The organism is Microbacterium sp. str. 'China', assembly GCF_002993305.1.
GTDB classification, from domain to species: Bacteria; Actinomycetota; Actinomycetes; order Actinomycetales; family Microbacteriaceae; genus Microbacterium; species Microbacterium paraoxydans.
Genome location: NZ_CP027434.1, coordinates 1,642,282 through 1,667,307, shown reverse-complemented (window position 1 = coordinate 1,667,307; position 25,026 = coordinate 1,642,282). Strand labels below are relative to the sequence as shown.

Here is a 25,026-nt window from a genome sequence, read left to right as displayed (position 1 = left end):
AGGTCAGAGCCGGTCGTCGGTCTCCCGCACCACGATCACCTCGTGCACACTCGTCTGCGGGCTCTCGGTGCGCGGCGGCGTCATCGTCGACCAGGAGATGGTTTCGCGGATCCGCGTCCCGCTCCCCCGCGCCTCGTTCCAGAGCTGCCACAGCTGCAGCCACACCAGGGCGATGCCCACGACGATGGCGGCCGCGAGGAGCCAGCCGAAGGCCCCCTCGATGAAGAAGCCGACTGCGATCGTGAGCGCGTGCCAGAGACCGAACCCGGCGACGTCCCACCACGAGACGGCGCGCTCGGCGCGGACCGACGGGCGGGAGCGCGTCATCAGCGTGAGCAGGAGCTGCCCCACGAACACCGAGGGCATCGCGATGAGCAGCACCCAGAGGATCGACCAGCCGCCCTGGAAGACGGCCCAGCCGATGAGAAGCCACAGCGGCAGAAGGAACGCCGACGGCAGCAGCCAGCGGAAGAAGGCCTGTCGGATCCACATGCTCCGATGCTACGGCGACCGCGCCGGCGCGTCACGGGTGTTCGCTGAGAGCGGCAGGCGCCGGGCACCTGTGCGATCAGGGAGAATGGAGACGACGAGAGGACACTGATGATCGAACTGCGCACCCCTGCCGAGATCGATGAGATGCGCGCGGCAGGCCGGTTCGTCGCCGAGACGCTGGCGACCCTGCGCGACGAGACGAAGGTCGGCACCAACCTCCTGGCGATCGATCGCCGGGCCCATGACATGATCCGCAAGGCCGGCGCCGAGTCCTGCTACATCGACTACCACCCGTCCTTCGGGGCGAGCCCCTTCGGCAAGGTCATCTGTACCTCCGTGAACGACGCCGTCCTGCACGGCCTCCCGCACGACTACGCGCTCCGGGACGGCGACCTCGTCACCCTGGACTTCGCCGTCTCGGTCGACGGCTGGGTCGCCGACTCCGCGGTCTCCTTCGTCGTGGGTACACCGCGGGACGAGGACCTCCGTCTCATCGACACCACGGAGCGCGCGCTGGCCGCCGCGATCGAGACCTCGGTGGTCGGCAAGCGCATCGGCGACATCTCCGCCGCGATCGCCGACGTCGCGCACGGCGAGGGCTACTCCATCAACACCGACTTCGGCGGTCACGGCGTGGGCCGCACGATGCACGGCGACCCTCATGTGGCGAACGACGGCCGCGCAGGACGCGGCTTCCCGCTCCGTGCCGGCCTCGTGCTCGCGCTGGAGCCCTGGTTCCTCGCGACGACGGACGAGCTGATCACCGACCCCGACGGGTGGACGCTGCGCAGCGCGGACGGCTCCCGCGGCGCGCACTCCGAGCACACCATCGCCATCACCGAGGACGGTCCGATCATCCTGACGGATCGCTCGTTCCTCGGCGTCGACTGACTCCGGCCGCGGGGTCGGCGCGCTCCCAGGGCGCGATCGGCCCGGGAACGACGACGAACAGCGGGTGCGCCCTCGGGAGCTCCACAGCCCCGTGTCGGGTGAGCAACTCCGGACTGCGCTCGGCGAGCTTCGCCCGCAGATGCTCCCACTCCCGCGCGAGCTGACCCGTGGTGACCGGGATCGGCGGTATCGCCGACTCAATCCGCCGGATCCGCGTGCGGTCGAAACGATAGCCACGGGCGTCCGCCTCGTCGGCGACACCTGCCAGGTACGCGCCCACCGCGGCCACCGGATCGGCCACCGCTCGGAAGCGCTCGAGCTGCGGATGCCGCTGATACCCCTTCGTGGCGTCGGCGAGCACCGCCTGGGCGAGGAGCGTCTCCCGCCAGCAGGCGACGAGCCCCTGACGGTCGAGGTACTCGGGGTGCAGCGACCAGATCCTCATGCCCGGCGGTAGCGGAACACATCGGTGAGGTGCGGCAGCTCGAACTCCGCCTTCCCCCGCGTCTCGTCCGCGCCGTCCAGCACTGCCTCCAGGGCCGCCACCATCGCCGCGCGCTCCGCATCGTCCGCCACGAGGAAGCTGCTCACCGTGCCCCACCGTCGGAGGTAGTCCTCGCGGGTGATCCGCTCCGTCCAGCGCACCTCCTCGTGGACCTCCAGGACGAAGCCGGGGAGATCCGCGGCCGACGCGGAGGTGTCGTCGTCCGCGCCGACCGCGGGATGCGCCACCCGGTGGCACGCGAGGTCCCAGGGACAGGCGGGGTCGGCACGATTCCACAGCAGCCCGAGCGTGCCGTGAGGCACGAGCGCGCGAGCGATCTCGGCCGCCGCCGCGTCCCGATCGAACCAGTGGAACGCCTGCGCGACGCTGACGGCATCGATGGAGCCGTCCGGCACGGGGATGCTCTCCGCGGTCCCCGGCCGCGCGTCGACCGTCGGCAGCGTCCGCGCGAGCACGGCGAGCATCGGCGCAGACGGCTCGACCGCGATCACCCGCCTCGCCCGCGCGACGAGCAGCCCCGTGAACTTCCCGGTGCCGGCGCCGAGATCGAGCGCCGTGGCGACCCGGTCCGGAACGACGATGTCGGCCGCACGCTCCGGGAACCCCGGCCGGTAGCGGTCGTACTCCTCGCCGATGCTCTCGAACGATCGCGCGCGTGTCACATCCACCATGTATCGACGCTAACAGCACTCGTCGCGGCGGATGGTCGCGGCCCGGTCAGCCGTCGGTCGGTGCGTCCGGGAGCAGGTCAGGGCGCCGCAGGCGGGTGCGGACGAGCTGCTGCTCGCGACGCCATGCCGCGATCGCACCGTGGTTGCCGCTGAGGAGCACATCGGGGACCGCGCGCTCCCGCCACACCGACGGCTTGGTGTACGACGGGTACTCGAGGAGGCCGTCCTCGTGCGACTCCTCGACCAGGCTCTCCGGATTGCCGACGACGCCCGGGATCAGGCGGCCGATGGCCTCGATCATCGCCATCGTCGCCACCTCGCCGCCGTTGAGGACGTAGTCGCCGAGGCTCAGCAACCGCACCTCGCCCCGCTCGGCGGCGTACTCGAAGACGCGCTCGTCGATGCCCTCGTAGCGCCCACAGCCGAACACGAGGTGGTCGCGCCCCGCGAGTTCCCGCGCGGTCGCCTGGGTGAAGACCTCCCCCGCCGGCGACGGGAAGATGATGGTCGGCGCCGGGGCGGCGTCCGCCGTGAGTTCATCGAGAGCGAGGCCCCACGGCTCCGGCTTCATGACCATGCCGGCTCCCCCGCCGTAGGGGGTGTCGTCGACGGTGCGATGGCGGTCGTGCGTCCAGTCGCGGAGATCGTGCACCTGGAGGTCGAGCAGACCCGAGCCGCGCGCCTTGCCGAGCAGGGAGAGCGTCAGTCCGTCGAAGTACGAGGGGAAGATGGAGACGACGTCGATGCGCACGGGGGAACCGTATCAGCGGTCACTCGGCGGTGTCGGAGGGAGCGGTCTCGTCCTCCGACTCGGGAAGCTCCTCGAAGAGCCCGGCCGGCGGGGTGACGATGATGCGGCCGGCGGTGACCTCGACGGCGGGGACGATGGCCTCGACGAACGGGACCATCACCTCGTCCGTGCTGCCGGTCGCCGTGGGCTTGACGATCAGGAGGTCCTGCGCGGGCAGGTGCTCGACCCGGACCACGCGGCCGATGACCACCTCGTCGCGGACGACGTCCAGACCGACGAGCTGGTGGTCGAACCAGGCGTTGTCCTCGGTCTCGTCCTCGTCCTGGTCCATCCAGAGGATGGCGCGGACGAGGCTCTCGGCGGCGTTCCGGTCGTCCACGTCCTCGAAGAAGACGACGGGGTTCCCGTTCATCACGCGGTACTCGCGGACGACGATCTCCTTGCCGTGCCACGGAGATGCCTCGGGCACCTGCAACGTGAACGCGGCCCCGGGGACGAAGCGCCGCTCCGGGTTGTCGGTGTAGAGCTCGAGCTTCAGGGCGCCCTTGAGCCCGTGGGCCTTGACCAGGCGCCCGACGCGCAGCTGGTTACGGCCCTGGGTGCGGTCCTGCGACACCACGTCAGTCGTCCGCGACGTCGACGCGGACGCGGCGCCCGTCGGCGAGGGCGCTCACGAGAGTGCGCAGGGCCTTGGCCGTGCGGCCGCCGCGCCCGATCACGCGTCCACGGTCATCGGGGTGCACACGCACCTCGAGCAGGTCGCCGCGAGGCGACGAGGATTCGTGGATGCGCACATCTTCGGGGTGATCGACGATCCCCTTGACGATGTGTTCGAGCGCGGCGGCGAGCACGATGGATTACTCGGCGTCGGCGGCGGGAGCCTCAGCGGCCTCCGCGTCGGCGTCAGCGGCGGGGGCCTCCGCAGCGGGGGCCTCCTCCTTCTTCTCCGCCTTGGGCTTGATGACCGACTTCTTCGAGGCGTCGGCCTCGAACGCGGCCTTCTCGCCGGCGACCTTGAGGGTGGACTTCGCGTCCTTGTCGCCCTTGAAGATGCCCCAGTCGCCGGTGATCTTGAGGATGGCGGTGACCTGCTCGGTCGGCTGCGCGCCGACGGAGAGCCAGTACTGCGCACGCTCGGAGTCGACCTCGATGAACGAGGGCTCCTCGGTGGGGTGGTACTTGCCGATCTCCTCGATCACACGACCGTCGCGCTTGGTGCGCGAGTCGGCGACGACGATGCGGTAGTACGGCGCGCGGATCTTGCCCATGCGCTTGAGACGAATCTTGACAGCCACGATTCTCCTGAATGGTGTGGAAGGAAACGAACCGGTCGCCTGGAGCGTGGGGTGCACACCCGGCGGAAGCTCAAATGAGGAGGACGAGCGCTGGATAGAGGGTCGAGCACGTCGTCCGACCCTCTATTCTGCCAGATGCGTGCGCCGCGTGCGAAACCCGGCGACACGGCGTTGCGGAGCAGGCCCGGCCCCGTGTCAGACTGTCCCCGTGCAGCTCGACTTCGCCGCTTCGGCCCGCTCCACCGTCGGTCTCGAGTGGGAGATCATGCTCGCCGATCCAGAGACCGGTGATCTCGTCGGTCGCGCGCCGGAGCTCCTCGCCGCGCTGGAGGCGGAGAGCGAAGACGAACGCCACACCGTCACCGGCGAGCTCCTCACCAACACCATCGAGGTGACCAGCGGGATCGGCGACTCCGTGGCCCACGCCGTCGACGACATCGCGAACGCGATCGCGGCGGTGCGGTCGGCCACCGACCCGGCAGGGATCGAGCTGCTCTCCGCCGGAAGCCACCCGTTCGCCCAGTGGTACGACCAGTCGGTGACCGACAAGACCCGCTACCACAGCCTGATCGAGCGCACCCAGTGGTGGGGGCGCAACATGATGATCTGGGGCATCCACGTGCACGTGGGCGTCGACGAGCAGCGCAAGGTCTTCCCCATCATCAACGCGCTGTCGGCCTATCTCCCCCACCTGCAGGCGCTGTCGGCGTCCAGCCCGTTCTGGGCCGGGGAACGCACGGGGTACGCCTCCAATCGCGCTCTCGTCTTCCAGCAGCTGCCCACGGCGGGTCTGCCCTGGCCGCTGCGCGACTGGTCGGAGTTCGAGCGCTACCTGGACGACATGGTCCGCACCGGAGTCATGGCCGACGCCACGGAGGTGCGGTGGGATATCCGTCCCGCTCCGCGCTGGGGCACGATCGAGGTCCGGGCGTGCGACGGCCTGTCCACGCTCTCCGAGATGGCCGCCGTGGCCGCGCTCGTGCAGGTCCTCGTCGAGCACTTCTCCCGGCTCCTGGACGAAGGGGCCGCCCTGCCCGACCTCCCCGCGTGGTTCCACCGCGAGAACAAGTGGCGCGCGGCCCGATACGGCCTGGACGCCCGGGTCATCGTCGACACGATCGGCACGCAGCGGCCCGTGCGCGAGCACCTGACCGAGAAGATCGAGGAACTGACCCCGGTCGCCGTCGAGCTCGGGTGCGTGCGCGAGTTCGGCAGCATCGCGACGATCCTCGACGGCGGCGCGAGCTACGCCCGTCAGCTCGCGGTGGCGGACGCCACGGACGGCGACCTCCGGGCCGTGGTCCAGCATCTGATCCGCGAGTTCCGGACCGGACCGCAGTCCTCGATCGAAGGCGAGTGACGCGAACGCCGCTCAGTCCTCGACGAGCCGGCGCGCGAGCCCCTCGTCCAGGACCACGTCGGTGATGAGCTCCGCGGCGATAGCCGCGCGCAGGCTCGCGAGCTTGGGCACGCCGGAGACGACGCACACTCGTCGTGGCACGCGGCGCAGCCGGTCGAGTCCCGGGCCGGTCGCCCGCGCATTGAGCCGGATGTCGCGCCAGGAGCCGTCGGCGCGGAAGAAGACCGTCGCCACGTCGCCGATCGCGTGGTCCTCCCGCAGACTGCGGTAGTCCTCCCGACCGAGGTAGCCGCCGACGTAGACCCGGCTGGGCACCTCCGCCGCCGGGGAGCCGAGACTGAACACGGCGATGTCCATCTTCGCCTGCAGGTCGAGGACACGCCGGGTGCTGCGCTCGCGCCACATCGCCTCGCGGGTGGCGGGGTCGTCGAAGAACGCGGGGACCGGGAACTGCTGCACCTGCGCCCCGAAGGCGCTGCCGAAGCGCTGCAGGATGTCACTGGAGTACTCCACACCGCTGGTCTGGGTGTTCCCGGCGCCGTTGAGCTGCACGAATGTCGTGTTGTGCGTCTCCTTCTGGGTGAGACCGCGGCTGACCGCACTGATCGTCGACCCCCATGCGACGCCGACGATCATGTTCGAGTCCACGAACTGGGACAGCAGCCGCCCGGCGGTCAGCGCCACCCGCTCCAGGCGCTCGACCTCGCTGACGATCTCGGCCATCGGAACCACGTGCGCGACGACGCGATGGCGATCCCTGATGCGCTGCTCGAGCATCCCGAGGCGTTCCAGAGGCGAGTTGATCCGGATGTCGACGAGGCCGCTCTCGCGCGCGAAGCTGAGCAGCCGTGACACGGACGATCGCGATGTTCCGAGCTCCTGCGCGATGACCTCCATGGTCTTGTCCTGCATGTAGTAGAGCTGGGCAGCCTTGAGCGCGGCGATCAGCTTCCCGTCGCGCGAAGGCGCTCCGGATTCCGCCATGATGACCTCCTCTCCCTCGATCCTTGCACATATGTGCAGCCAGCTTGCGCGCGGCGTCACAGAGGTCGATGCTGGTGGCAAGCAAGGAAGAGAGGGTCGACGATGATCGATTCCACCCACACGTCCCCGGAGCGGGACGCGGTCCGCGCGCTCCGTGAATCCGGGCGCACCAGTGTCCTCGTGATCGGCGGCGGCATCAACGGCATCTCGACGTTCCGCGATCTGGCGCTGCAGGGCGTCGACGTCGTCCTCGTCGAGCGCGGCGACTTCGCCTCCGGTGCCTCCGCGGCGTCGAGCCACATGATCCACGGCGGCATCCGCTACCTGGAGAACGGCGAGTTCCGTCTCGTCCGGGAGTCGGTGGAGGAGCGCAACGGTCTGCTCAAGATCGCTCCGCACTACGTCAAGCCGCTGCAGACCACGATCCCGATCTACTCGACGTTCTCGGGCATCCTCTCCGCTCCCCTCCGCTTCCTCACGCACAAGAGCGGGAAGCCGAAGGAGCGCGGCGCCTTCCTCATCAAGGTCGGTCTCACCATCTACGACACGTTCTCGCGCGACGGTGGCACCGTGCCCCGGCACCGCTTCCTCGGCCGCAAGAAGTCGCTGGCCGAGCTGCCGTCGATGGACCCGAAGATCAAGTACACCGCGACGTACTACGACGCGTCGATGCACGACCCCGAGCGCCTCGCGCTCGACGTGCTGCAGGACGGCCGCGCGAGCCACCCCGGCGCCGTGGCGCTGAACTACGTCGAGGCGATCGGCCGCGACGGCGAGCAGATCACCCTCCGCGACCGGGAGAGCGGCACCGAGTTCACCGTGACCGCGGATGTCGTCGTGAACGCCTCCGGCCCGTGGACCGACCTCACGAACGACGCCCTCGGCACCGACACCCACTTCATGGGCGGCACCAAGGGCTCGCACATCGTGCTCGACCACCCCGAGCTGCTGGAGGCCACGCGGGGACGCGAGATCTTCTTCGAGCACTCCGACGGTCGCATCGTGCTGATCTACCCGCTCAAGGGGCGCGTCCTCGTGGGCACGACGGACATCGACGCCGACCCGCGCGAGGTGCCGGTGTGCACGGAGGAGGAGATCGACTACTTCTTCGACCTCATCCACCACGTGTTCCCGTCGATCTCGGTGACCCGCGAGCAGATCGTCTACAACTTCTCCGGCATCCGTCCGCTCCCCCGGCACGAGGACACCGCTCCCGGCTTCGTCTCGCGCGACTACCGCGTCGAGGTCGACCGCCAGGGCGCTGTTCCGCTGGTGAGCCTCGTGGGCGGGAAGTGGACCACGTTCCGCGCTCTGGGCGAATCGCTCTCCGACACCGTCCTCGGACTCCTCGGGCGCACGCGCACCGTCTCCACGGCGGGCCGCGCGATCGGCGGCGGCCGCGAGTTCCCGCGTACCGAGAAGGCCAAGCGGATCTGGATCCAGGAGAACCTCGCCGGCGCCGGCACCCGGGCCGACCAGCTCCTCGCGCGCTATGGCACCCGGGCGGCGGCCGTGTGGGCGTACGTCGAGCAGGGGGACGACGCGCCCCTCGCCGGCGGCGACCTGTCGACCCGCGAGCTGGAGTGGATGGTGAACGAGGAGATGGTCACCCGTCTCGAGGACGTCATCCTCCGCCGCACGAGCATCGCCTTCACGGGCGGCGCCCGAGCGGAGGTGCTCGACGAGATCGCCGACGCCCTGGCTCCGCTCCTCGGCTGGGACCGCGAGCGTCACGACGCCGAGGTGGAGCAGACGCGCGTGCTGCTCAACGAGCGACACGGACTCCACATCCCGTCCCGCGCCCGCGGCTGACGGGGCCCGACCACCGCGCCCTCCTCGCGGTGCTACCCCATAAGGGGTCGGGGCAGAGGGGCCCCGACCCGCAAGAAAGGTCAACGAAGACATGACTGACGTCAATCTCGGTCTCTACTTCCTCTCCGAGCTCGTCGGCACCGCGATGCTGGTCCTGCTCGGCTGCGGTGTGGTCGCGAACGTCGCCCTGGCGAAGAACAAGGGCTTCGGCGGCGGCTTCCTGATGGTCAACTGGGGATGGGGTCTCGCGGTGTTCGCGGGTGTGCTCGTCTCGGCGTACTCCGGTGCCATCCTGAACCCGGCCGTCGGTATCGGCCTCTGGGTGCAGCACCTGCTGGACCCCGCCAAGGGCATCGACTTCACGATGTTCCTCACCGCGACCGCCGCGGAGCTCCTCGGCGCGATCATCGGCGCCATCGTCGTCTGGCTCGCCTACAAGCAGCACTTCGACCAGGAGCCGGAGGCCGCCAACAAGCTCGGCGTCTTCTCCACCGGCCCCGCCATCCGCTCGTACGGCTGGAACCTCGTCACCGAGATCATCGGCACGTTCGTCCTCGTCTTCGTCATCTTCGCGTTCGCGGACTACGGCGACATCGAGGTCGGCACGCCCGGTGGCCTCGGCCCGCTCACCGCCCTTCCGGTGGCCCTCCTGGTGGTCGCGATCGGTGCATCGCTCGGTGGCCCCACCGGCTACGCGATCAACCCGGCTCGTGACCTCGGTCCCCGCATCGCCCACGCGATCCTCCCGATCCAGGGCAAGGGTGCCAGCGACTGGTCCTACTCGTGGGTGCCCGTCGTCGGTCCGCTCATCGGCGGTGTCATCGCCGCCCTCGCCGCCCCCGGCCTGCTCAGCCTCGCCGGCTGATCCCCCTCAACCGCTCGGGAATTCAAAGGAGAACACATGGCTGACTACATCATCGCGATCGACCAGGGCACCACGTCGAGCCGCGCGATCATCTTCGACAAGAAGGGCAGCATCGTCGCCACCGGTCAGAAGGAGCACGAGCAGATCCTTCCCAAGGCCGGCTGGGTCGAGCACGACGCCGCCGAGATCTGGCGCAATGTCCAGGAGGTGATCGGTCTGGCCCTCGGTCGCGCCGATCTCACCCGCCACGACATCGCCGCCGTGGGCATCACGAACCAGCGCGAGACCGCCGTCGTGTGGGACAAGACCACGGGCAAGCCTGTCTACAACGCCATCGTCTGGCAGGACACCCGTACGCAGGAGATCGTCAACCGCCTCGCGGGCGACGAGGGCGTCGACCGGTTCAAGTCGATCGTGGGCCTCCCGCTGGCGACCTACTTCTCCGGCACCAAGATCACCTGGATCCTGGAGAACGTCGAAGGTGCCCGCGAGAAGGCGGAGGCCGGAGACCTGCTCTTCGGCACGACCGACACCTGGGTCCTGTGGAACCTGACCGGCGGCATCGACGGCGGCGTGCACGCGACCGACGTGACGAACGCCTCGCGCACGATGTTCATGGACCTCGAGACGCTGGAGTGGCGCGACGACATCCTCGAGGCGTTCGGCGTGCCACGCTCGATGATGCCGGAGATCCGCTCCTCCTCCGAGGTCTACGGCGCCGCCGAGAGCTCGTCGCTGCTGCGCGAGACGCCGATCGCCGGCATCCTCGGCGACCAGCAGGCGGCGACGTTCGGGCAGGCCGCGTTCCAGAAGGGCGAGAGCAAGAACACCTACGGCACGGGCTGCTTCCTCATCTTCAACACGGGCGAGGAGATCGTCCGCTCGAAGAACGGTCTGCTCACCACCGTCGGCTACAAGCTCGGCGACCAGCCCACGCACTATGCGCTGGAGGGGTCGATCGCGGTGACCGGCTCGCTCATCCAGTGGCTGCGCGACCAGCTCGGCATCATCTCCTCCGCCCCCGAGGTCGAGGAGCTGGCGGAGAAGGTCGAGGACAACGGCGGCGTGTACATCGTCCCCGCGTTCTCGGGTCTGTTCGCCCCGTACTGGCGTCCGGACGCCCGTGGCGCGATCGTCGGCCTCACCCGCTACGCGAACAAGAACCACATCGCGCGCGCCGCCCTGGAGGCCGTGGCCTTCCAGACCCGCGACGTGCTCGACGCGGTCAACGCGGACGCCGGAGTGGACCTCAGTGAGCTCAAGGTCGACGGCGGCATGGTCGCCAACGACGCGCTCATGCAGTTCCAGGCCGACATCCTCGGCGTCCCGGTCGTGCGTCCGGTCGTGGCGGAGACCACCGCGCTCGGTGCGGCCTACGCCGCGGGCCTCGCGGTCGGCTTCTGGAGCGGCCTCGACGACCTGTCCGCGAACTGGCAGGAGGACCGCCGCTGGGAGCCCTCGCTCGACGAGGCCGAGCGCGACCGCCAGCTGCGCCTGTGGCGCAAGGCCGTCACGAAGTCGATGGACTGGGTCGACGACGACGTGCGCTGATCACCACACGACGAGGCGGGTCCGGGTTCTTCCCGGGCCCGCTTCGTCGTCTCCGGCTCACCCTCCGCCCGGGCTGCGGGAACAGGGTCTCAGGAGGCTGCCGCGACGATGTCGAGGAACGCGCGGGCGGCGCTGCGCGGTGCCGCGGCGTCCCAGGCCACGTGTTCGACACGGACCGGGCCGTCCTGGACCGCCACCGTGTCGACGATGTCCCGATACCCCCGCACCACGCCGGGCGCGAGCAGCGTGACGGCGAGGCCCGCAGCGACCAGGCCGATCAGGCTCGCGGCCGTGTCGGATTCGAAGGCCACGTCCCGCCCGACCCCCGCGGCCAGGAACGCCGCGTCGCTCTGCGCCCGTCCCGAGGTTCCGGCCGGGAAGTCGGCGAAAGCGGAGTCCGCGAGGTCACTCAGCCGCACCCGCCGCCTCGCAGCGAGGACATGCCCGCGAGGCAGCACCGCTACCAGCGGCTCGTGGGACAGGGGTCGGGACGCCACACCCTGGGGCTCCACCTCCTCCCGAAGCCCGAGGAACGCGACATCGATGTCGCCTTGGCGGATCGCGGTCATGAGGCCGTCGCTGTTCCCCTCGCGAAGCTCCACGCGGGCGGCCGGGTGCGCGCTGCGATAGGCCACGAGGAGGGCGGGGACATCGACAGCGGTCACCGTGGGGATGATCCCGAGCCGGAGCGTTCCGACGACTTCGCCGGCGGCGGCCGCGGCATCCTCCCGCGCCTGATCCGCGGCGCGCACGGCGAACCGCGCGGACCGGAGGAACGCCTCACCGGACTCGGTCGCGCGGACGCTACGACTGGTGCGCGCGAACAGCCGTACGCCCAACTCGCGTTCGAGAGCGGCGACCTGATGGCTGAGCGCCGACTGCGTGACGTGACAGCGCTCCGCCGCGCGGGTGAACGAACCGGTGTCCGCCACGGCGACGACATATCGCAGCTGCTGGAGTTCCATAAATCCATGATCGCTCGTCATGAATAGCGTGACAACAATGCGTTGGACTCATCTGCATGCGGCGCGCAGGCTGGGAGCATGAACCGCCTGATCCTCACCCTCGTCACGGCCCTCGCGCCCGCGGCATGGGGAACGACCTACCTGGTGACGACGGAGCTGCTCCCCGCCGGGCATCCGCTCCTCGCCGGCCTCCTCCGCGCGCTGCCTGCGGGTCTCCTCGCGGTGCTGCTGGCCCGGCGCCTGCCGCACGGGACCTGGTGGGGCAAGGTCCTCGTCCTCGGCGCCCTCAACATCGGCGCGTTCTTCCCGCTGCTGTTCCTCGCGGCCGAACGCCTCCCCGGTGGGGTCGCCGCCGCCGTCGCCGGAGCGCAGCCGCTCATCGTCCTGGGACTCGGAGCGCTCGTGCTCGGGGAACGTGTCCGACCGGTATCCGCGGCCGCCGCCGTCGCCGGAGCGGCGGGGGTCGCCCTCGTCGTCCTCGGCCCTGCCGCCGCGCTGGACCTCTGGGGCCTCGTCGCGGCTCTCGGCGGGGTGACCGCGACCGGCCTCGGGATGATCCTCACCAAGCGCTGGGGACGCCCCTCCGGCGTCGGCCCCGTGGCGTACGCAGGCTGGCAGCTCAGTGCGGGCGGACTGCTGCTCCTCCCCCTCACCTTCGCGGTCGAGGGCCCGCCTCCCGCCCTCGACGCGGGGGCGCTCCTCGGCTATCTCTGGCTCGCGACGGCGGGAGGGATCATCGCCTACACGCTGTGGTTCCGAGGGATCCAGCGCCTGCCCGTGATCGTGCCCGGCCTGCTCGCACTACTCTCACCGATCGTCGCGACGCTGCTCGGCGTGCTCGTGGTCGGCGAGAGCTTCACGGTGGTCCAGGTGGCGGGCATCGTGATCACGCTCGCCGCCCTCGTCGGCGGGCAGTTCGCGGCGCGGCCGCGAGGCACGCCCGCGGCCACGGTCGGTCCTACCTCGGCGCCGGTCGCCGTGCGCTGAGTTCCGGCCGCTCAGCTCTTGCCGAACAGCTTCTGGATCTCGGCGAGGTCGGCCTCCGAGGGGGCCGCGCCTCCCCCGCCGAGGCCGAAGCCGGAGCCGGTCGGTGCCGTCGAGGCCGCGAGGCCGGCGTTCTCCGCCGCGCGCTTCGCGGGGTTGCCGGAGCGGGAGCGGTTGCCGCCGCCGCCTTTGCCCTTCTTGCCGCGCTTCGACGAGGCGCCGGGCTTGCCCATGCCGGGAACCGGCCCCATGCCGGGGATGTTCGGCGTGCCACCGCGAGCGACGGTCTTCATCATCTTCGCGGCCTGCTCGAAGCGCTGCACGAGCTGATTGACGTCGGTGACAGTCATGCCGGAGCCGCGCGCGATGCGCAGACGACGGGAACCATTGAGGATCTTGGGGTTGCGACGCTCGACCGGCGTCATGGAACGGATGATGGCCTCCGTGCGGTCGATCTCGCGCTCGTCGAAGTCCTCGAGCTGCTGCTTCATCTGGCCCATGCCCGGGAGCATCCCGAGCATCTTCTTCATCGAGCCCATCTTCTTCATCTGCTGAAGCTGCTCGAGGAAGTCCTCGAGGGTGAAGGCCTCGTTCGCGAGCTTCTCGGCGACCTTGCGCGCTTCATCCTCGTCGAAGGCCTGCTGCGCCTGCTCGATGAGGGTGAGGATGTCACCGAGGTCGAGGATGCGGCTGGCCATGCGATCGGGGTGGAACGGCTCGAGGTCCTCCAGCCGCTCGCCCGTGGAGGCGAAGATGATCGGACGACCGGTGACCGAGGCGACCGACAGCGCCGCTCCGCCTCGCGCGTCACCGTCGAGCTTGGAGAGCACGACGCCGGTGAAGTCGACGCCCTCCTGGAACGCCTTGGCCGTGTTGACGGCGTCCTGACCGATCATCGCGTCGATGACGAAGAGCACCTCGTCCGGGTTGACCGCCTTGCGGATGTCGGCGGCCTGCTTCATGAGCTCGGCGTCGACGCCGAGGCGGCCGGCGGTGTCGATGATGACCACGTCGTGCTGCTGACGGCGGGCGTGCTCGACGCCGTCGCGCGACACCTTGACGGGATCGCCGACGCCGTTGCCCGGCTCGGGCGCGTACACGGTAGCGCCGGCCTGCTCGGCGACCACCTGGAGCTGGTTCACCGCGTTCGGGCGCTGGAGGTCGGCGGCGACGAGCAGAGGCGTGTGCCCCTCGCTCTCGAGCTGCTTGGCCAGCTTGCCGGCGAACGTCGTCTTACCCGAACCCTGGAGGCCCGCGAGCATGATCACGGTCGGGGCGGTCTTGGCGAACTGCAGGCGCCGCTGCTCACCGCCGAGGATCTGGACGAGCTCCTCGTTGACGATCTGCACCACCTGCTGCGCGGGGTTCAGCGCCTTGTTGACCTCGTCGCCGAGAGCGCGCTCGCGCACCTTGGCGGTGAAGTCCTTGACGACCGCGAGCGCGACGTCAGCGTCGAGCAGAGCACGACGGATCTCGCGCACCGTGCCGTCGACGTCGGCGGCGGTGAGCTTTCCCTTCGTGCGCAGGTTGCGGAAGGTGTCGGTGAGCCGATCGGAGAGCGTGCCAAAGGTAGCCATGGTGCCTACGATTCTACGCGAGCGGAGCCCCCACGCTCAGCGCGGCACGGAGCAGAGTTGCCGAAGCCCCGCTGTGTCGTCGAGACCCCGCCCCGCATGCGTGAGCACGCCGGGGCCTCGGCGCGGAACCGGGTGCTCGCGAGGCCGCGTCACTCCCCCCAGGGCAGATCGTGCACGCGGGCGAGCGCCTCGCGGAGCACGGACTCCGGTGTGCCGCGGCCCGCCCCCTCCTCGGCCCAGACGCGCAGGGCGGACAGGACGGCGGCCGCCTGCGCCGCTCCCAGCACGTCCGCACGCATCACATCGATACCCGCCGCGCACGCCGCACGGGAGACCGCGGCGGCGAGGCGGGCCAGACGGACACCCGTCTCCCGCACCAGCTCCACCTCGAGCGCCATGGCCTCCGCATTCCGCAGCGCCAACGCCAACGGATCCGGGGCGAAATCGTCCACGATCCCCTGCAAGATCCCGCGCACCCGCTCCCCCGTGGCGTTGCGGCCGAGGTCGTCCAGAGCGCCGACTGCGACGCCGATGCGCTCGTCGATCCCGGACCACAGCACGTCGCTCTTGGACGTGAAGTAGTTGAAGAAGCTGGAACGGCTGACGCCCGCCCGCTGCGTGATGTCGGCGATGGAGGTGGCCTCGTACCCGCGCTCCAGGAAGAGCTCGCAGGCGGCCTCGGCGAGGGTCTCGCGCGAGGAGGCCTTCGGGCGGCCGGCGCGACCAGTCCGGTTCATGACTTCACGGTACCGCGCGCCGCGTCGCACCCCGGACGAGGATGTATTGTTGGACGGAATCCATGTATTAGAGGGAAGCGACGACGTATGCTCGACATCCTCACCCCCGGCTTCATGCCGACCCCTGTCCCCTATCTCGAGGGCTGGGCCCTGCAGCGCCGTGTGCACGCGGACGTCGTGTCCGGTACCCGCCCTGACACGCTCATCCTGCTCGAGCACGCGGCCGTCTACACCGCGGGCAAGCGCACAGAGGACCATGAGCGCCCCCAGGACGGGACCCCGGTGATCGACGTCGACCGCGGCGGGAAGATCACCTGGCACGGACCGGGGCAGCTCGTCGGCTATCCGATCTTCCGCCTGCCGGAGCCGATGGACGTGGTCGCACACGTCCGGCGACTGGAGCGGATCCTCATCGAGGTGCTGCGTCCGTTCGGAGTCGACGGGCACCAGGTCGAGGGACGCAGCGGTGTGTGGGTGCGCCGACCGCTCTCGGAGGACAAGGTGGCCGCGATCGGCGTGCGCGTGCAGCAGGGTGTGACCATGCACGGCTTCGCCATCAACTGCGACAACAGCCTCGCCCCCTTCCGCGACATCATCCCCTGCGGCATCACCGACGCCGGTGTGACGACGGTGAGCGAGGTGTCCGGACGCGTGGCCGGTCCGCTCGACCTCGTCGACGCCGTGCAGGACGCCTTCCGCACCGCCCACGCACCCGACCTGACAGGAGTCCCGGCATGACCGCCGCACCCGAGGGGCGCAAGCTCCTCCGCCTCGAGATCCGCAACGCGGAGACCCCGATCGAGCGCAAGCCCGAGTGGATCAAGACCAAGGCCAAGATGGGGCCGGAGTACTCGGCCCTGCACTCGCTCGTGAAGAGCGAGGACCTGCACACGGTGTGTCAGGAGGCCGGCTGCCCGAACATCTTCGAGTGCTGGGAGGACCGCGAGGCGACCTTCCTCATCGGAGGCTCGCAGTGCACGCGCCGCTGCGACTTCTGCCAGATCGACACCGGCAAGCCCGCCGACTACGACACCGACGAGCCGCGACGCGTCGCCGAGAGCGTGCAGCGGATGAACCTCCGCTACGCGACCGTGACGAGCGTGGCCCGCGACGACCTGCCCGACACGGGGGCCTGGCTCAACGCCGAGACGGTGCGCAAGATCCACGAGCTCAACCCGAACACCGGGGTGGAGCTGCTGGCCAACGAGCACAACGCCGACCCGGCCTTCCTCGGTCAGATCTTCGATGCCCGCCCCGAGGTGTTCGCGCACAACGTGGAGACCGTGCCCCGCATCTTCAAGCGCATCCGCCCGGCTTTCCGCTACGAGCGGTCACTGAACGTGCTCACGCAGGCCCGCGACGCCGGACTCATCACGAAGTCGAATCTCATCCTCGGCATGGGCGAGGAGCCGGAGGAGGTCGTCCAGGCGCTGCAGGACCTCCACGACGCCGGCTGTGACATCATCACCATCACCCAGTACCTCCGTCCGACCCCGCGTCACCTCCCGGTGTCGCGGTGGGTGAAGCCGGCCGAGTTCGTCGAGTTCAAGGAGGAGGCGGAGCGGATCGGCTTCCTTGGGGTGCTCGCCGGTCCGCTGGTGCGCTCCTCGTACCGTGCCGGGCGGCTCTGGGCGCAGTCGATGACCTCGAAGGGGCGCGAGATCCCCGCGCACCTCGCGCACATCGCGGAGAGCGCCGACCTCGGCTTCGCGCAGGCGGTCTGACGAGCGGCGGTCAGTCGGCGCTCATGACCGACTGCACGCTGCCGTCGGATCCGAGGTTCACGAGCAGCACGTCGTCCGTGGCGCTGTCATCGAGCGCGTACTCCAGCACGGCGAACGGCTCGGAGCCGCCGTGCTCGTCCGCGAGGATCGTCATGCTCATCAGGCGCAGCGATCGGATGATGTCCACGGCCGCGTCTCCGGACACGTCGATGAGGACGTCGGGGAGGTCGTCGCCGAACACCTCCTGCTGCTGCAGGATGTACTCGGTGACCTCGCTCGTGCGGTCGTCCACCTCGGCGAGCATCCCGCGCCGTGCGGTCGCGTCCACGTTCTCCAGGCCGGCGATGAGCCCGGCGGCGATGTCGAGGGCATCGGCGGAGACGTCGTCCTGGTCCGGGGCCGTCAGGTCCACCGTGACGCTCTGGTCACCGAGCTCGACCGTCTCCGACCAGAAGATCGAGCCGTCGGGGCCCGACGACAGCAGTCCGAAGTAGTCGTGTTCGATCGCCATAACGCTATGAAACCAGCCTGGTGCTCGGGGCGGAAGCCCTGTGTCAGCCGACCAGCGCCTGCACGAAGACGTGCGGCGTGAAACCGGTCAGATCGTCGATGCCCTCGCCCTGCCCGAGGAGCTTCACCGGGATGCCCGTCCGCTCCTGAACGGCGAGCACGAAACCGCCCTTGGCCGAGCCGTCGAGCTTGGTGAGCACCAGTCCCGTGACCCCGGCGTGCTGCAGGAAGGTCTCCGCCTGCATGACGCCGTTCTGCCCCGTCGTCGCATCGAGGACGAGGAGCACCTCGCTGATGGGAGCCTGCTTCTCCACGACACGGCGGATCTTGCCCAGTTCGTCCATGAGGCCGCCCTTGGTGTGCAGGCGTCCCGCCGTGTCGATGATCGCGATCTCCATACCCTCGCGCTTCGCGTACTCGACCGTCTGGAAGGCGACGGAAGCCGGGTCCTGGCCTTCCTGCTGCGGGCGGACGATCGCCGCTCCCCCGCGCTGGGCCCAGGTGGCGAGCTGGTCCACAGCCGCGGCACGGAAGGTGTCCGCGGCGCCGACGACCACGCTCCGCTGGTAACCGCGGAGGAACTTCGTGAACTTCCCGATCGTGGTCGTCTTGCCCACGCCGTTCACCCCGACGACGAGGACCACGGCCGGGCGCTCGGTGAGCTTGAGCGTGGTGTCGAACTTCGCGAAGTGCTCCTCCAGAGTCTCCCGCAGCATGCGCTGGAGGTCCTTGGGGTCTGTGGTGCGGTACTTCGCGACCTTGTCGCGCAGCTCTTCGACGATGCGCTCGCTGATGTCAGGGCCGAAGTCCGCCGTGATCAGCGCCGTCTCCAGGTCTTCCCACGTCGTCTCGTCGATGGTGGGCTTCACGAACATGCCGCGCAGCGCGCGACCGAGAGACCAGGACTTCTCTGCCATGCGTCCAGCCTACGGGTAGCATCCAGGGATGCACCGCGCGCCGCTCCCGCACCGGGTGTTCCTCCATGGCGCCGGGAGGCGCGGTACGGCCGCGTGGCCCTCGCAGGATCCGGAGTCGGGGACCTTCCTCAGCTTCCCGCCGGAGTCGTCCGTCGAAGCGCAGGCGGGCGCTCTCGTCGAGGGAGAACGTGACCGGTCGCCGCTCCTGTTCGCCCACTCCATCGGCGCTGTGACCGCCGTCCGCGCCGTCGCCGACGGTCTGCGGGTGTGCGGCCTCGTCCTCGTCGAGCCCGCCCTGTACGACATCGCTCGCGGTGACGCGCCGATCGAGCGGCATATCGCCGTGGTCACGGAGGCGCGATCACGCGCGGCCGAGGACGACCTCTACGGCTTCTGGTCGATCCTGCGCCCGCTCATGTTCGGCGGCCCGCTGGACCGCGAGTCCTGGCCGGACGAACGCGCGGTCGCGGAGCACTGGGCGGCCGCGAATCTCCCCTGGGGACACGGGATCCGGGAGCGTTCTCTCGCCGCCGTGCCGACCTTCGTCGTCACCGGCGGCTGGAACGAGGAGTACGAGCTCATCGCCCGACGGCTCGTCGATGTCGGGGCCGACCACATCGTCCTCTCCGGTTTCGCTCACCGCCCCCAGGATCACCCCGAGTTCCCCGCCGCCGTCACCGGATTCGAACAGTCCCTCACGGTGTGACCCGCCGCGGTCCGTCCGAGCACAGCTTCGGAGACCGCGGGCGACACGCCGGATCGGACCGTCGACACGCCAGGTGGGGGTCACGATCTCCGCAGTTGTGCCCGGGGCGAGTCAGACCGCGGCGGCGGCGCGGTCGCCGACGCGCTGACCGACCACCGCGGAGACGCCGTCCTGGCGCATCGACACGCCGTAGAGCGCGTCGGCGATCTCCATCGTCCGCTTCTGGTGCGTGATGACGAGGAGCTGGGAGCTCTCGCGCAGCTGCTCGAAGACCGTGAGCAGCCGGCCGAGGTTCGCGTCGTCGAGCGCGGCCTCGACCTCGTCGAGGATGTAGAACGGGCTGGGACGCGCCTTGAAGATCGCCACCAGGAGCGCCACCGCGGCCAGAGACCGCTCACCACCGGACAACAGCGACAACCGCTCGATCTTCTTCCCGACGGGACGGACCGAGACCTCGATCCCCGTCGTCAGCATGTTCTCCGGATCGGTCAGCGAGATGCTGCCCGTGCCTCCGGGGAACAGCAGCGGGAAGACCTGGCCGAACGCCTCCTTGGTGTCCTCGAATGCGCTGGCGAAGATCGTCTGCATGCGCTCGTCGAGGTCGGCGATGATCGTCAGGAGATCCTGCCGGGTCTGCGTCAGGTCCGCGAGCTGGGTGGTGAGGAACGCGTGGCGCTGCTCGAGGGCGGCGAACTCCTCCAGCGCGAGCGGGTTGACCCGCCCGAGCTGGGCGAGTTTCCGCTCCGCGTCCGCCAGGCGCCGCTGCTGGATGCGCCGGTCGAACGGGATCGCGGTGTCGTCGAGCAGTTCGCCGTCGGCCGGCTCCGTCCCGGGATCCCGCGGCACGAGCTGATCAGGACCGTACTCGGCGACGAGCACGTCCTCGTCCAGCGAGAGTTCCGAGGACACGCGCTCCAACAGGCTGTTCAGGTGGAGCTTCTTCTCGTGGATCTGCAACTCCAGGCCGTGCACGCTCTCCGTGAGCCCGGCCAGCCGTTCCCGCAGGGACGACTCCTGGGCGCGCAGGGCGACGAGTTCCTCGTTCTGCGCCGACCGAGCTGCTTCCGCCTCCGCCAGGGCGACGCGGGCCTCGGTGACCGAGCGGTCGAGGGAGTCGAGGATGCGCGGCAGCTCGTCCACGACCCCGGACGCCGCCTCGCGCTGCGCCCGGCGGATGACGGCGCGCCGGGCGGCCTCCGCCGCGGCGTCCCGCTCCTGCTCGCGCTGGCGCTCCAACGCGGTCACCCGGGACTGCGCGGCACGGACCCGCTCGCGCAGGGTCTCGACCTCCAGGCGGGCGCGGACCTCGCCCTCGCGGGCCCGCTCCAGGGCCTCCAACAGGCCGTCCCGCGCAGACGCGTCGAGCACCGGACGCGGCGCCGCGACGGCGGCATCGAGCTCCGCCTTCGCGGCCTCCGCCTTCGCCTCCGCGTCCGCCACGGCGGCCTGCGCCTGAGCGAGCCCGGTCTCGAGACGATCGCATTCGGCGACAGCGGCCTCATGGCGCACGGTCACCTTGTTGACCTGCTCCGCGTGCGTCGCGAGGGCGGCGTCGTGCTCGCGGAGGGCGCGCAGCGCGTCCTTCGCCTGACGCCGTGTCTCCTCCACCGCCTCGTCGGCGTCGATGCGGGCCTCCCGCAGGGAGTCGACGACGATCTGGATCTCGGTCAGCCGCTCGGTCGCGGCATCGCGCTCCGCCGCGAGTTCGAGGCGGGAGCGCTCCCCTCCGGATCCGGTCCGCAGCGTCTGGGCGGTGATGACGTCGCCCCCGGTCGTCACGATCGTGGTCGCGGTGTCACCTGCCGCGTCCAGAGCGCGCCGCGCCGCCCGCGCCGCATCGAGGTCGTCGGCGATGAGCACATGCGCCAGGATCCCGAGAACGCCGTCCGGCGCCGTCACCGTCTCGGTCGCGGCGATCACGCCGTCGACGGCGGGGTGCGGCGCCCGCTCCCTCGGGGCCTCGGCGACCACGAAGTCGACCACCCCGCGGCGGCGCTCCGCGGCCTCCGCCGCCAGGATGAACGCGTCGTCCACGGAGCCGACCAGCACACCCTCGGCCAGGGGACCGAGCACGGCAGCGATCGCAGCTTCGTATCCCGCCCGCACCTGCACGGCATCGCCGACGAGACCGCGGATTCCGGGGCCGCCCTCCGCGACGATCTCGGCGGCACCTCCCGACAGCGACAGCGCACTGCTCAACGCGGCGGCCTTCGCCGTGAGGGCGTCGACCTCGCGCTCCGCGGCGTGCAGGCGCTCGCGGAGGCTCTCCCGCTCCGCCTCCGCCGCCGTCGCCGCACGCTGGGCGCTCTCGTAGGCGGCGGCATACTCGACGGCCGTGCCCTCGGGAGCTTCCGTATCGTCGATCGCCTCCAGGGCCTCTTCGGCCTCACGCCGCCGGGCGTGCGCTGCTTCGAGGGCGTTCTCCTGACGGAGCACCGCGCCGCGGACGGCGGCCAGAGCGGACGCGGCCGCATCGGCGTTCCCGCGGAGCGAGGAGAGCCGCATGTCGTATTCGGAGACGAGCGCGCTCTGCTCCGCGATGTCGACATCGAGCGTGTCGAGCTCGGCACGGGCGTTCACAACCTCGCGGCTGGCGGCGGCCGCAGCGTCCTGAGCGTCGCCGAGGCCGGAGGAGATCGTCTCGATGTCCTCCTTCGCCTCGTCGATGGTCGCCTGCGTGACGGTCACCGCGGTCACGGCCGCGTCGTCCTCCTCGGACCCGAGGAGCGCGAGGCGCTGGTTGGCGAGCGTGTACAGCCCGCGCATCCGCTCCTGCACCTGTTCGAGTCCGAACGCGACGCTGCGTGCCTCGTCGACCGCGATCGAGTTCTGGTTCTTCTCCAGCCGAGCGATCCCGGCGCGCACGGTCTCGGCCTGGTCGGACAGCACGAGACGCTCGGTGTGCCGCTCCTGCTCGGTGCGGGTGTGGTCCGCGAGGGCTGTGCGCAGCGCCACGACGTCGTCGGCGAACAGGCGGGCCTTGGCATCGCGCACGACAGCGGCGATGGTCTGCGCCTCACGCGCGATCTCAGCCTGGCGCCCGAGGGGCTTGAGCTGTCGGCGGATCTCCCCGGCGAGGTCGCTCAGACGCGTGAGGTTGGCCTCCATCGCGTCGAGCTTGCGCAGCGTCTTCTCCTTGCGACGACGGTGCTTGAGGATGCCGGCCGCCTCCTCGATGAAGCCGCGGCGATCCTCCGGCGAGGCCTGGAGCACGGTGTCCAGCCGCCCCTGACCCACGATGACGTGCATCTCCCGGCCGAGGCCGGAGTCGCTGAGCAGCTCCTGCACATCGAGCAGCCGGCAGCTCTCGCCGTTGATGGCGTACTCGCTGGAGCCGTTGCGGAACAGGGTGCGGCTGATCGTCACCTCGGCGTACTCGATCGGCAGCGCGCCGTCGGCATTGTCGATCGTGAGCTGCACCTCGGCGCGCCCGAGGGGACCACGGGTCGAGGTGCCGGCGAAGATGACGTCTTCCATCTTCCCGCCGCGGAGCGTCTTCGCCCCCTGCTCCCCCATCACCCAGGCGAGGGCGTCGACGACATTGGACTTGCCGGAGCCGTTCGGTCCGACGATGCACGTGACGCCGGGCTCGAACACGAAGGTCGTGGGCTGCGCGAACGACTTGAACCCCTTGAGCGTCAGGCTCTTCAGGTGCATGGGGCGACCGCTCGTCCGGGGAGATTCACGCCGCTACGCTACCGGAATCCCGCGGAACGGCCGGTATCCCGCGCGGTCGTCGCGGACCCCGCCTCCACCGCGACACGCCGGTGCTACCACGAAATGCTTGACGATCTCCTGAGAGTTTCGCTACGGTGGCCTCCGGATCGCCACACGAAAGGAGGTTACCGATGATGATCACTCAGCACACCGCAGAGGTCTTTGGCCTCGCCGCGCCCGCGCACTCCGCGCCGCGCCTCGCGGCATCGGTGACCGCCGGCGTCCGTCACGGCTCGCTCGGCTAGAACCGCAGTCTGGGAACGCAGGCCCGATCCGGGTCTTCTCCCGCCTGTTCTGTCGCGTCCCACCCTCTGATCCCCCGGATCATGGATCCCCGCCGCTTCCGGCCTCCGCATTCCGCGGCTCCGCAGGCGCTGCTCTCGTCCGCACCCGCCGCGGCCGACGACTCGGTCCTGACGTGGTGCTTCCGCACCCCATCCATCCCTTTCGAAGGAACCATCGTGAACATCACGCTGTCACACAGCACCACCCATCCGCCCGATACCGAGGACCGCGAGGTCCTCCAGATCCCCCGCGACGACGAGCTGCGTCAGCTCGGCATCGCGGACCGCCTCTCGCTCCGGATCGGCCTCTGGCTGTTCCAGCGGGCGCAGCGGCCCCGACGTCCACGCCGGTCGTGGACCGTCGATCCCGGAGACCTGTTCCTCGTCGGAGAACAGCGTCACCGTTCGGCCGCGGAAACGCACGCCCTCCTCATGCACGACATGCAGCGCGGAATGCGCTGATCGGGCGATGACGACCGCATCGACACCGACCCGGCGTCCGTCCGTGCACCTGCGGACGGACGCCGGGACACCCGGCACCTCCTCCTCCCTCGACACGAAGGACCAGACATGACGACCGCCGCACTGACGATCACGCCGCTGATCGTCCCGGCCACCCTCGACGATGCGAACGCCGCGGACTTCCGCGCCTACGGCGCTCTGAACCGACAGATCTGCGACGAGCAGGTCGGTCTCCCCGACCTCGCCCCGGACGCCGCGCAGATGCTGCCCAACTGGCAGGACGACTCCGATTCGCTGGACCTCGGATTCGTCGCCCGGGACGGGGACGACATCATCGGCATGGTGACGGTGTCCTTCCCGCAGGAGGAGGACGCGCGCGCCGCCGAGGTCGACCTCCTCGTTCCGGCCGCCCACGCCGGGCGTGGCGTCGAGGACGCGCTGCTCGACCGCGCCGAGGCCGAGGCCAGGGAGCGCGGTCGGAGCGTCCTCCAGATCTGGACCCTGCACCGGCCGGAGGAGTCCGACCGCATGCTACAGCCGCGCACGGGATGGGGACGGATCCCGGCGACACCGCTGAGCGACGTCGTCGAGGCGCACGGCTTCACCCTGGAGCAGGTCGAGCGCAACAGCGAACTCGACCTGCGCGCCGATCCGGAGCCCCTGCACCGGGCGTTGGACGCGGCACTCGCGGTCGCGGGGCCGGACTACCGCGTGCTCGAGTGGGAGCTGCCCACCCCGCCGGAGCTCCGCGACGGGTACGCCGCTGTGCTCGCCCGCCTGTCGACCGATGCACCGAGTGGCGATATGGACTTCGTCGCCGAGGTGTACGACGCGGAGCGGGTGATCCGCCGGGATGCGCGTCTCACGGGCGCCGGTCAGACCGTCTCCGTCGTGGCGGTGGAGCATGTCCCCTCCGGCACGCTCGTCGCGTACAACGAACTGCTGATCGGCGCGGAGAAGACCGGGACCACCCACCAGTTCGGGACCCTGGTCGCGAAGGACCACCGCGGTCACCGCCTCGGCACCATCGTGAAGTGCGCCAACCTCCTGCGCTGGCGGGAGCTCGTTCCGGGGTCGACCGTGGTTTCCACCTTCAATGCGGAGGAGAACCGGCCGATGCTCGACATCAACGAGGCGATCGGCTTCGTGCCCGTGTCGTACGCAGGGGCCTGGCAGAAGAAGATCTGACGACGAGCGGTGGCCGTCATCCTCCCGGATGACGGCCACCGCTCAGCTTCATCCGCCGGGCCGACGACACCGGCACGG

The 25,026-nt window shown here is 70.2% G+C and carries 25 protein-coding genes; 11 read left to right on the top strand and 14 right to left on the bottom strand.

The window, feature by feature from the left end; genetic code table 11:
• Positions 1–3: 3 nt before the first annotated feature.
• Complete coding sequence (locus C6C15_RS07970) at positions 4–492, bottom strand: MFS transporter permease (RefSeq protein WP_105949774.1); 489 nt, start codon at positions 490–492, stop codon at positions 4–6.
• Positions 493–600: 108 nt separating this feature from the next.
• Here C6C15_RS07970 and map point away from each other — a divergent pair, with 108 nt between their 5' ends.
• The gene (gene map, locus C6C15_RS07965) at positions 601–1,383 is read left to right on the top strand and encodes a type I methionyl aminopeptidase (protein WP_105949773.1); all 783 of its coding nucleotides are present in this window, start codon (positions 601–603) and stop codon (positions 1,381–1,383) included.
• On the opposite strand, the gene C6C15_RS07960 is transcribed toward map, so the two are convergent.
• Genes C6C15_RS07960 through rpsP form a run of 6 tightly spaced genes read right to left on the bottom strand, consistent with a single transcriptional unit; the run spans position 1,346 to position 4,605 of the window.
• Positions 1,346–1,828: a pyrimidine dimer DNA glycosylase/endonuclease V gene (locus tag C6C15_RS07960; RefSeq protein ID WP_105949772.1), complete on the bottom strand. Its 483-nt coding sequence runs from the start codon at positions 1,826–1,828 to the stop codon at positions 1,346–1,348. The two genes, map and C6C15_RS07960, sit on opposite strands and share 38 nt — an antisense overlap.
• On the bottom strand, positions 1,825–2,559 hold the full coding sequence (locus tag C6C15_RS07955; protein ID WP_105949771.1) for a class I SAM-dependent methyltransferase: 735 nt from the start codon (positions 2,557–2,559) through the stop codon (positions 1,825–1,827). The genes C6C15_RS07960 and C6C15_RS07955 overlap by 4 nt, the downstream gene beginning before the upstream one ends.
• A gap of 46 nt (positions 2,560–2,605) precedes the next feature.
• On the bottom strand, positions 2,606–3,310 hold the full coding sequence (trmD, locus tag C6C15_RS07950; protein ID WP_105949770.1) for a tRNA (guanosine(37)-N1)-methyltransferase TrmD: 705 nt from the start codon (positions 3,308–3,310) through the stop codon (positions 2,606–2,608).
• A 19-nt stretch (positions 3,311–3,329) separates the two neighbouring features.
• Positions 3,330–3,929 (bottom strand): ribosome maturation factor RimM, encoded by a 600-nt coding sequence (rimM, locus tag C6C15_RS07945; protein WP_105949769.1) that lies wholly within the window; start codon positions 3,927–3,929, stop codon positions 3,330–3,332.
• A 1-nt stretch (position 3,930) separates the two neighbouring features.
• A complete protein-coding gene (locus C6C15_RS07940) occupies positions 3,931–4,161 on the bottom strand; it encodes an RNA-binding protein (protein ID WP_025103341.1) in 231 nt (76 codons plus the stop codon).
• Positions 4,162–4,167: 6 nt separating this feature from the next.
• Positions 4,168–4,605, bottom strand: a complete 438-nt coding sequence (gene rpsP, locus C6C15_RS07935) for a 30S ribosomal protein S16 (RefSeq protein WP_060922204.1) — start codon at positions 4,603–4,605, stop codon at positions 4,168–4,170.
• A gap of 208 nt (positions 4,606–4,813) precedes the next feature.
• Between rpsP and C6C15_RS07930 the strand changes: the two genes are divergently transcribed.
• A complete protein-coding gene (locus C6C15_RS07930; RefSeq protein ID WP_060922205.1) occupies positions 4,814–5,965 on the top strand; it encodes a glutamate--cysteine ligase in 1,152 nt (383 codons plus the stop codon).
• Positions 5,966–5,977: 12 nt separating this feature from the next.
• Here C6C15_RS07930 and C6C15_RS07925 read toward each other — a convergent pair whose 3' ends face one another.
• On the bottom strand, positions 5,978–6,949 hold the full coding sequence (locus C6C15_RS07925) for a sugar-binding transcriptional regulator (RefSeq protein ID WP_060922206.1): 972 nt from the start codon (positions 6,947–6,949) through the stop codon (positions 5,978–5,980).
• 102 nt (positions 6,950–7,051) lie between these two features.
• Between C6C15_RS07925 and C6C15_RS07920 the strand changes: the two genes are divergently transcribed.
• From C6C15_RS07920 to glpK, 3 genes are all read left to right on the top strand, one after another.
• Positions 7,052–8,761 carry a glycerol-3-phosphate dehydrogenase/oxidase gene (locus C6C15_RS07920; protein ID WP_060922207.1) on the top strand — a complete coding sequence of 570 codons (1,710 nt, stop codon included), beginning with the start codon at positions 7,052–7,054 and terminating at the stop codon, positions 8,759–8,761.
• 91 nt (positions 8,762–8,852) lie between these two features.
• Complete coding sequence (locus C6C15_RS07915; RefSeq protein WP_060922208.1) at positions 8,853–9,626, top strand: MIP/aquaporin family protein; 774 nt, start codon at positions 8,853–8,855, stop codon at positions 9,624–9,626.
• 36 nt (positions 9,627–9,662) lie between these two features.
• On the top strand, positions 9,663–11,177 hold the full coding sequence (glpK, locus tag C6C15_RS07910) for a glycerol kinase GlpK (RefSeq protein WP_060922209.1): 1,515 nt from the start codon (positions 9,663–9,665) through the stop codon (positions 11,175–11,177).
• Positions 11,178–11,266: 89 nt separating this feature from the next.
• Here the strand turns inward: glpK and C6C15_RS07905 are convergent, their stop codons facing one another.
• Positions 11,267–12,142 carry a LysR family transcriptional regulator gene (locus C6C15_RS07905; RefSeq protein WP_105949768.1) on the bottom strand — a complete coding sequence of 292 codons (876 nt, stop codon included), beginning with the start codon at positions 12,140–12,142 and terminating at the stop codon, positions 11,267–11,269.
• A 78-nt stretch (positions 12,143–12,220) separates the two neighbouring features.
• Between C6C15_RS07905 and C6C15_RS07900 the strand changes: the two genes are divergently transcribed.
• Entirely contained in the window at positions 12,221–13,129 is a 909-nt protein-coding gene (locus tag C6C15_RS07900) for an EamA family transporter (RefSeq protein WP_105949767.1), read from the top strand.
• An 11-nt stretch (positions 13,130–13,140) separates the two neighbouring features.
• On the opposite strand, the gene ffh is transcribed toward C6C15_RS07900, so the two are convergent.
• Positions 13,141–14,703, bottom strand: coding sequence for a signal recognition particle protein (gene ffh, locus C6C15_RS07895; RefSeq protein WP_105949766.1), 1,563 nt, complete (start codon positions 14,701–14,703; stop codon positions 13,141–13,143).
• A 149-nt stretch (positions 14,704–14,852) separates the two neighbouring features.
• Positions 14,853–15,440, bottom strand: a complete 588-nt coding sequence (locus C6C15_RS07890; RefSeq protein WP_105949765.1) for a TetR/AcrR family transcriptional regulator — start codon at positions 15,438–15,440, stop codon at positions 14,853–14,855.
• Between the two features lie 87 nt (positions 15,441–15,527).
• Here C6C15_RS07890 and lipB point away from each other — a divergent pair, with 87 nt between their 5' ends.
• Complete coding sequence (gene lipB, locus C6C15_RS07885; RefSeq protein WP_105949764.1) at positions 15,528–16,178, top strand: lipoyl(octanoyl) transferase LipB; 651 nt, start codon at positions 15,528–15,530, stop codon at positions 16,176–16,178.
• Complete coding sequence (gene lipA, locus C6C15_RS07880; RefSeq protein ID WP_105949763.1) at positions 16,175–17,164, top strand: lipoyl synthase; 990 nt, start codon at positions 16,175–16,177, stop codon at positions 17,162–17,164. The genes lipB and lipA overlap by 4 nt, the downstream gene beginning before the upstream one ends.
• Before the next feature lie 10 nt (positions 17,165–17,174).
• On the opposite strand, the gene C6C15_RS07875 is transcribed toward lipA, so the two are convergent.
• Entirely contained in the window at positions 17,175–17,675 is a 501-nt protein-coding gene (locus C6C15_RS07875; RefSeq protein WP_060922216.1) for a DUF2004 domain-containing protein, read from the bottom strand.
• 43 nt (positions 17,676–17,718) lie between these two features.
• Entirely contained in the window at positions 17,719–18,591 is an 873-nt protein-coding gene (ftsY, locus tag C6C15_RS07870; RefSeq protein ID WP_025103328.1) for a signal recognition particle-docking protein FtsY, read from the bottom strand.
• Positions 18,592–18,619: 28 nt separating this feature from the next.
• Between ftsY and C6C15_RS07865 the strand changes: the two genes are divergently transcribed.
• Positions 18,620–19,297 carry an alpha/beta hydrolase gene (locus C6C15_RS07865; protein WP_083370850.1) on the top strand — a complete coding sequence of 226 codons (678 nt, stop codon included), beginning with the start codon at positions 18,620–18,622 and terminating at the stop codon, positions 19,295–19,297.
• Positions 19,298–19,408: 111 nt separating this feature from the next.
• On the opposite strand, the gene smc is transcribed toward C6C15_RS07865, so the two are convergent.
• The gene (smc, locus tag C6C15_RS07860; protein WP_105949762.1) at positions 19,409–22,954 is read right to left on the bottom strand and encodes a chromosome segregation protein SMC; all 3,546 of its coding nucleotides are present in this window, start codon (positions 22,952–22,954) and stop codon (positions 19,409–19,411) included.
• Positions 22,955–23,475: 521 nt separating this feature from the next.
• Between smc and C6C15_RS07855 the strand changes: the two genes are divergently transcribed.
• Entirely contained in the window at positions 23,476–23,760 is a 285-nt protein-coding gene (locus tag C6C15_RS07855; RefSeq protein WP_060923102.1) for a hypothetical protein, read from the top strand.
• Between the two features lie 108 nt (positions 23,761–23,868).
• Positions 23,869–24,948, top strand: coding sequence for a GNAT family N-acetyltransferase (locus tag C6C15_RS07850; RefSeq protein ID WP_105949761.1), 1,080 nt, complete (start codon positions 23,869–23,871; stop codon positions 24,946–24,948).
• The last annotated feature ends 78 nt before the right edge of the window (positions 24,949–25,026 follow it).

Bases quoted from the DNA above. Each gene is read 5' to 3' on its own strand.
- C6C15_RS07970 (WP_105949774.1), bottom strand. From the start codon at position 492: ATGTGGATCCGACAGGCCTTCTTCCGCTGGCTGCTGCCGTCGGCGTTC.
- map (WP_105949773.1), top strand. From the start codon at position 601: ATGATCGAACTGCGCACCCCTGCCGAGATCGATGAGATGCGCGCGGCA.
- C6C15_RS07960 (WP_105949772.1), bottom strand. From the start codon at position 1,828: ATGAGGATCTGGTCGCTGCACCCCGAGTACCTCGACCGTCAGGGGCTC.
- C6C15_RS07955 (WP_105949771.1), bottom strand. From the start codon at position 2,559: ATGGTGGATGTGACACGCGCGCGATCGTTCGAGAGCATCGGCGAGGAG.
- C6C15_RS07925 (WP_060922206.1), bottom strand. From the start codon at position 6,949: ATGGCGGAATCCGGAGCGCCTTCGCGCGACGGGAAGCTGATCGCCGCG.
- C6C15_RS07920 (WP_060922207.1), top strand. From the start codon at position 7,052: ATGATCGATTCCACCCACACGTCCCCGGAGCGGGACGCGGTCCGCGCG.
- C6C15_RS07915 (WP_060922208.1), top strand. From the start codon at position 8,853: ATGACTGACGTCAATCTCGGTCTCTACTTCCTCTCCGAGCTCGTCGGC.
- glpK (WP_060922209.1), top strand. From the start codon at position 9,663: ATGGCTGACTACATCATCGCGATCGACCAGGGCACCACGTCGAGCCGC.
- C6C15_RS07905 (WP_105949768.1), bottom strand. From the start codon at position 12,142: ATGGAACTCCAGCAGCTGCGATATGTCGTCGCCGTGGCGGACACCGGT.
- C6C15_RS07900 (WP_105949767.1), top strand. From the start codon at position 12,221: ATGAACCGCCTGATCCTCACCCTCGTCACGGCCCTCGCGCCCGCGGCA.
- ffh (WP_105949766.1), bottom strand. From the start codon at position 14,703: ATGGCTACCTTTGGCACGCTCTCCGATCGGCTCACCGACACCTTCCGC.
- C6C15_RS07890 (WP_105949765.1), bottom strand. From the start codon at position 15,440: ATGAACCGGACTGGTCGCGCCGGCCGCCCGAAGGCCTCCTCGCGCGAG.
- lipB (WP_105949764.1), top strand. From the start codon at position 15,528: ATGCTCGACATCCTCACCCCCGGCTTCATGCCGACCCCTGTCCCCTAT.
- lipA (WP_105949763.1), top strand. From the start codon at position 16,175: ATGACCGCCGCACCCGAGGGGCGCAAGCTCCTCCGCCTCGAGATCCGC.
- C6C15_RS07875 (WP_060922216.1), bottom strand. From the start codon at position 17,675: ATGGCGATCGAACACGACTACTTCGGACTGCTGTCGTCGGGCCCCGAC.
- ftsY (WP_025103328.1), bottom strand. From the start codon at position 18,591: ATGGCAGAGAAGTCCTGGTCTCTCGGTCGCGCGCTGCGCGGCATGTTC.
- C6C15_RS07865 (WP_083370850.1), top strand. From the start codon at position 18,620: ATGCACCGCGCGCCGCTCCCGCACCGGGTGTTCCTCCATGGCGCCGGG.
- smc (WP_105949762.1), bottom strand. From the start codon at position 22,954: ATGCACCTGAAGAGCCTGACGCTCAAGGGGTTCAAGTCGTTCGCGCAG.
- C6C15_RS07850 (WP_105949761.1), top strand. From the start codon at position 23,869: ATGACGACCGCCGCACTGACGATCACGCCGCTGATCGTCCCGGCCACC.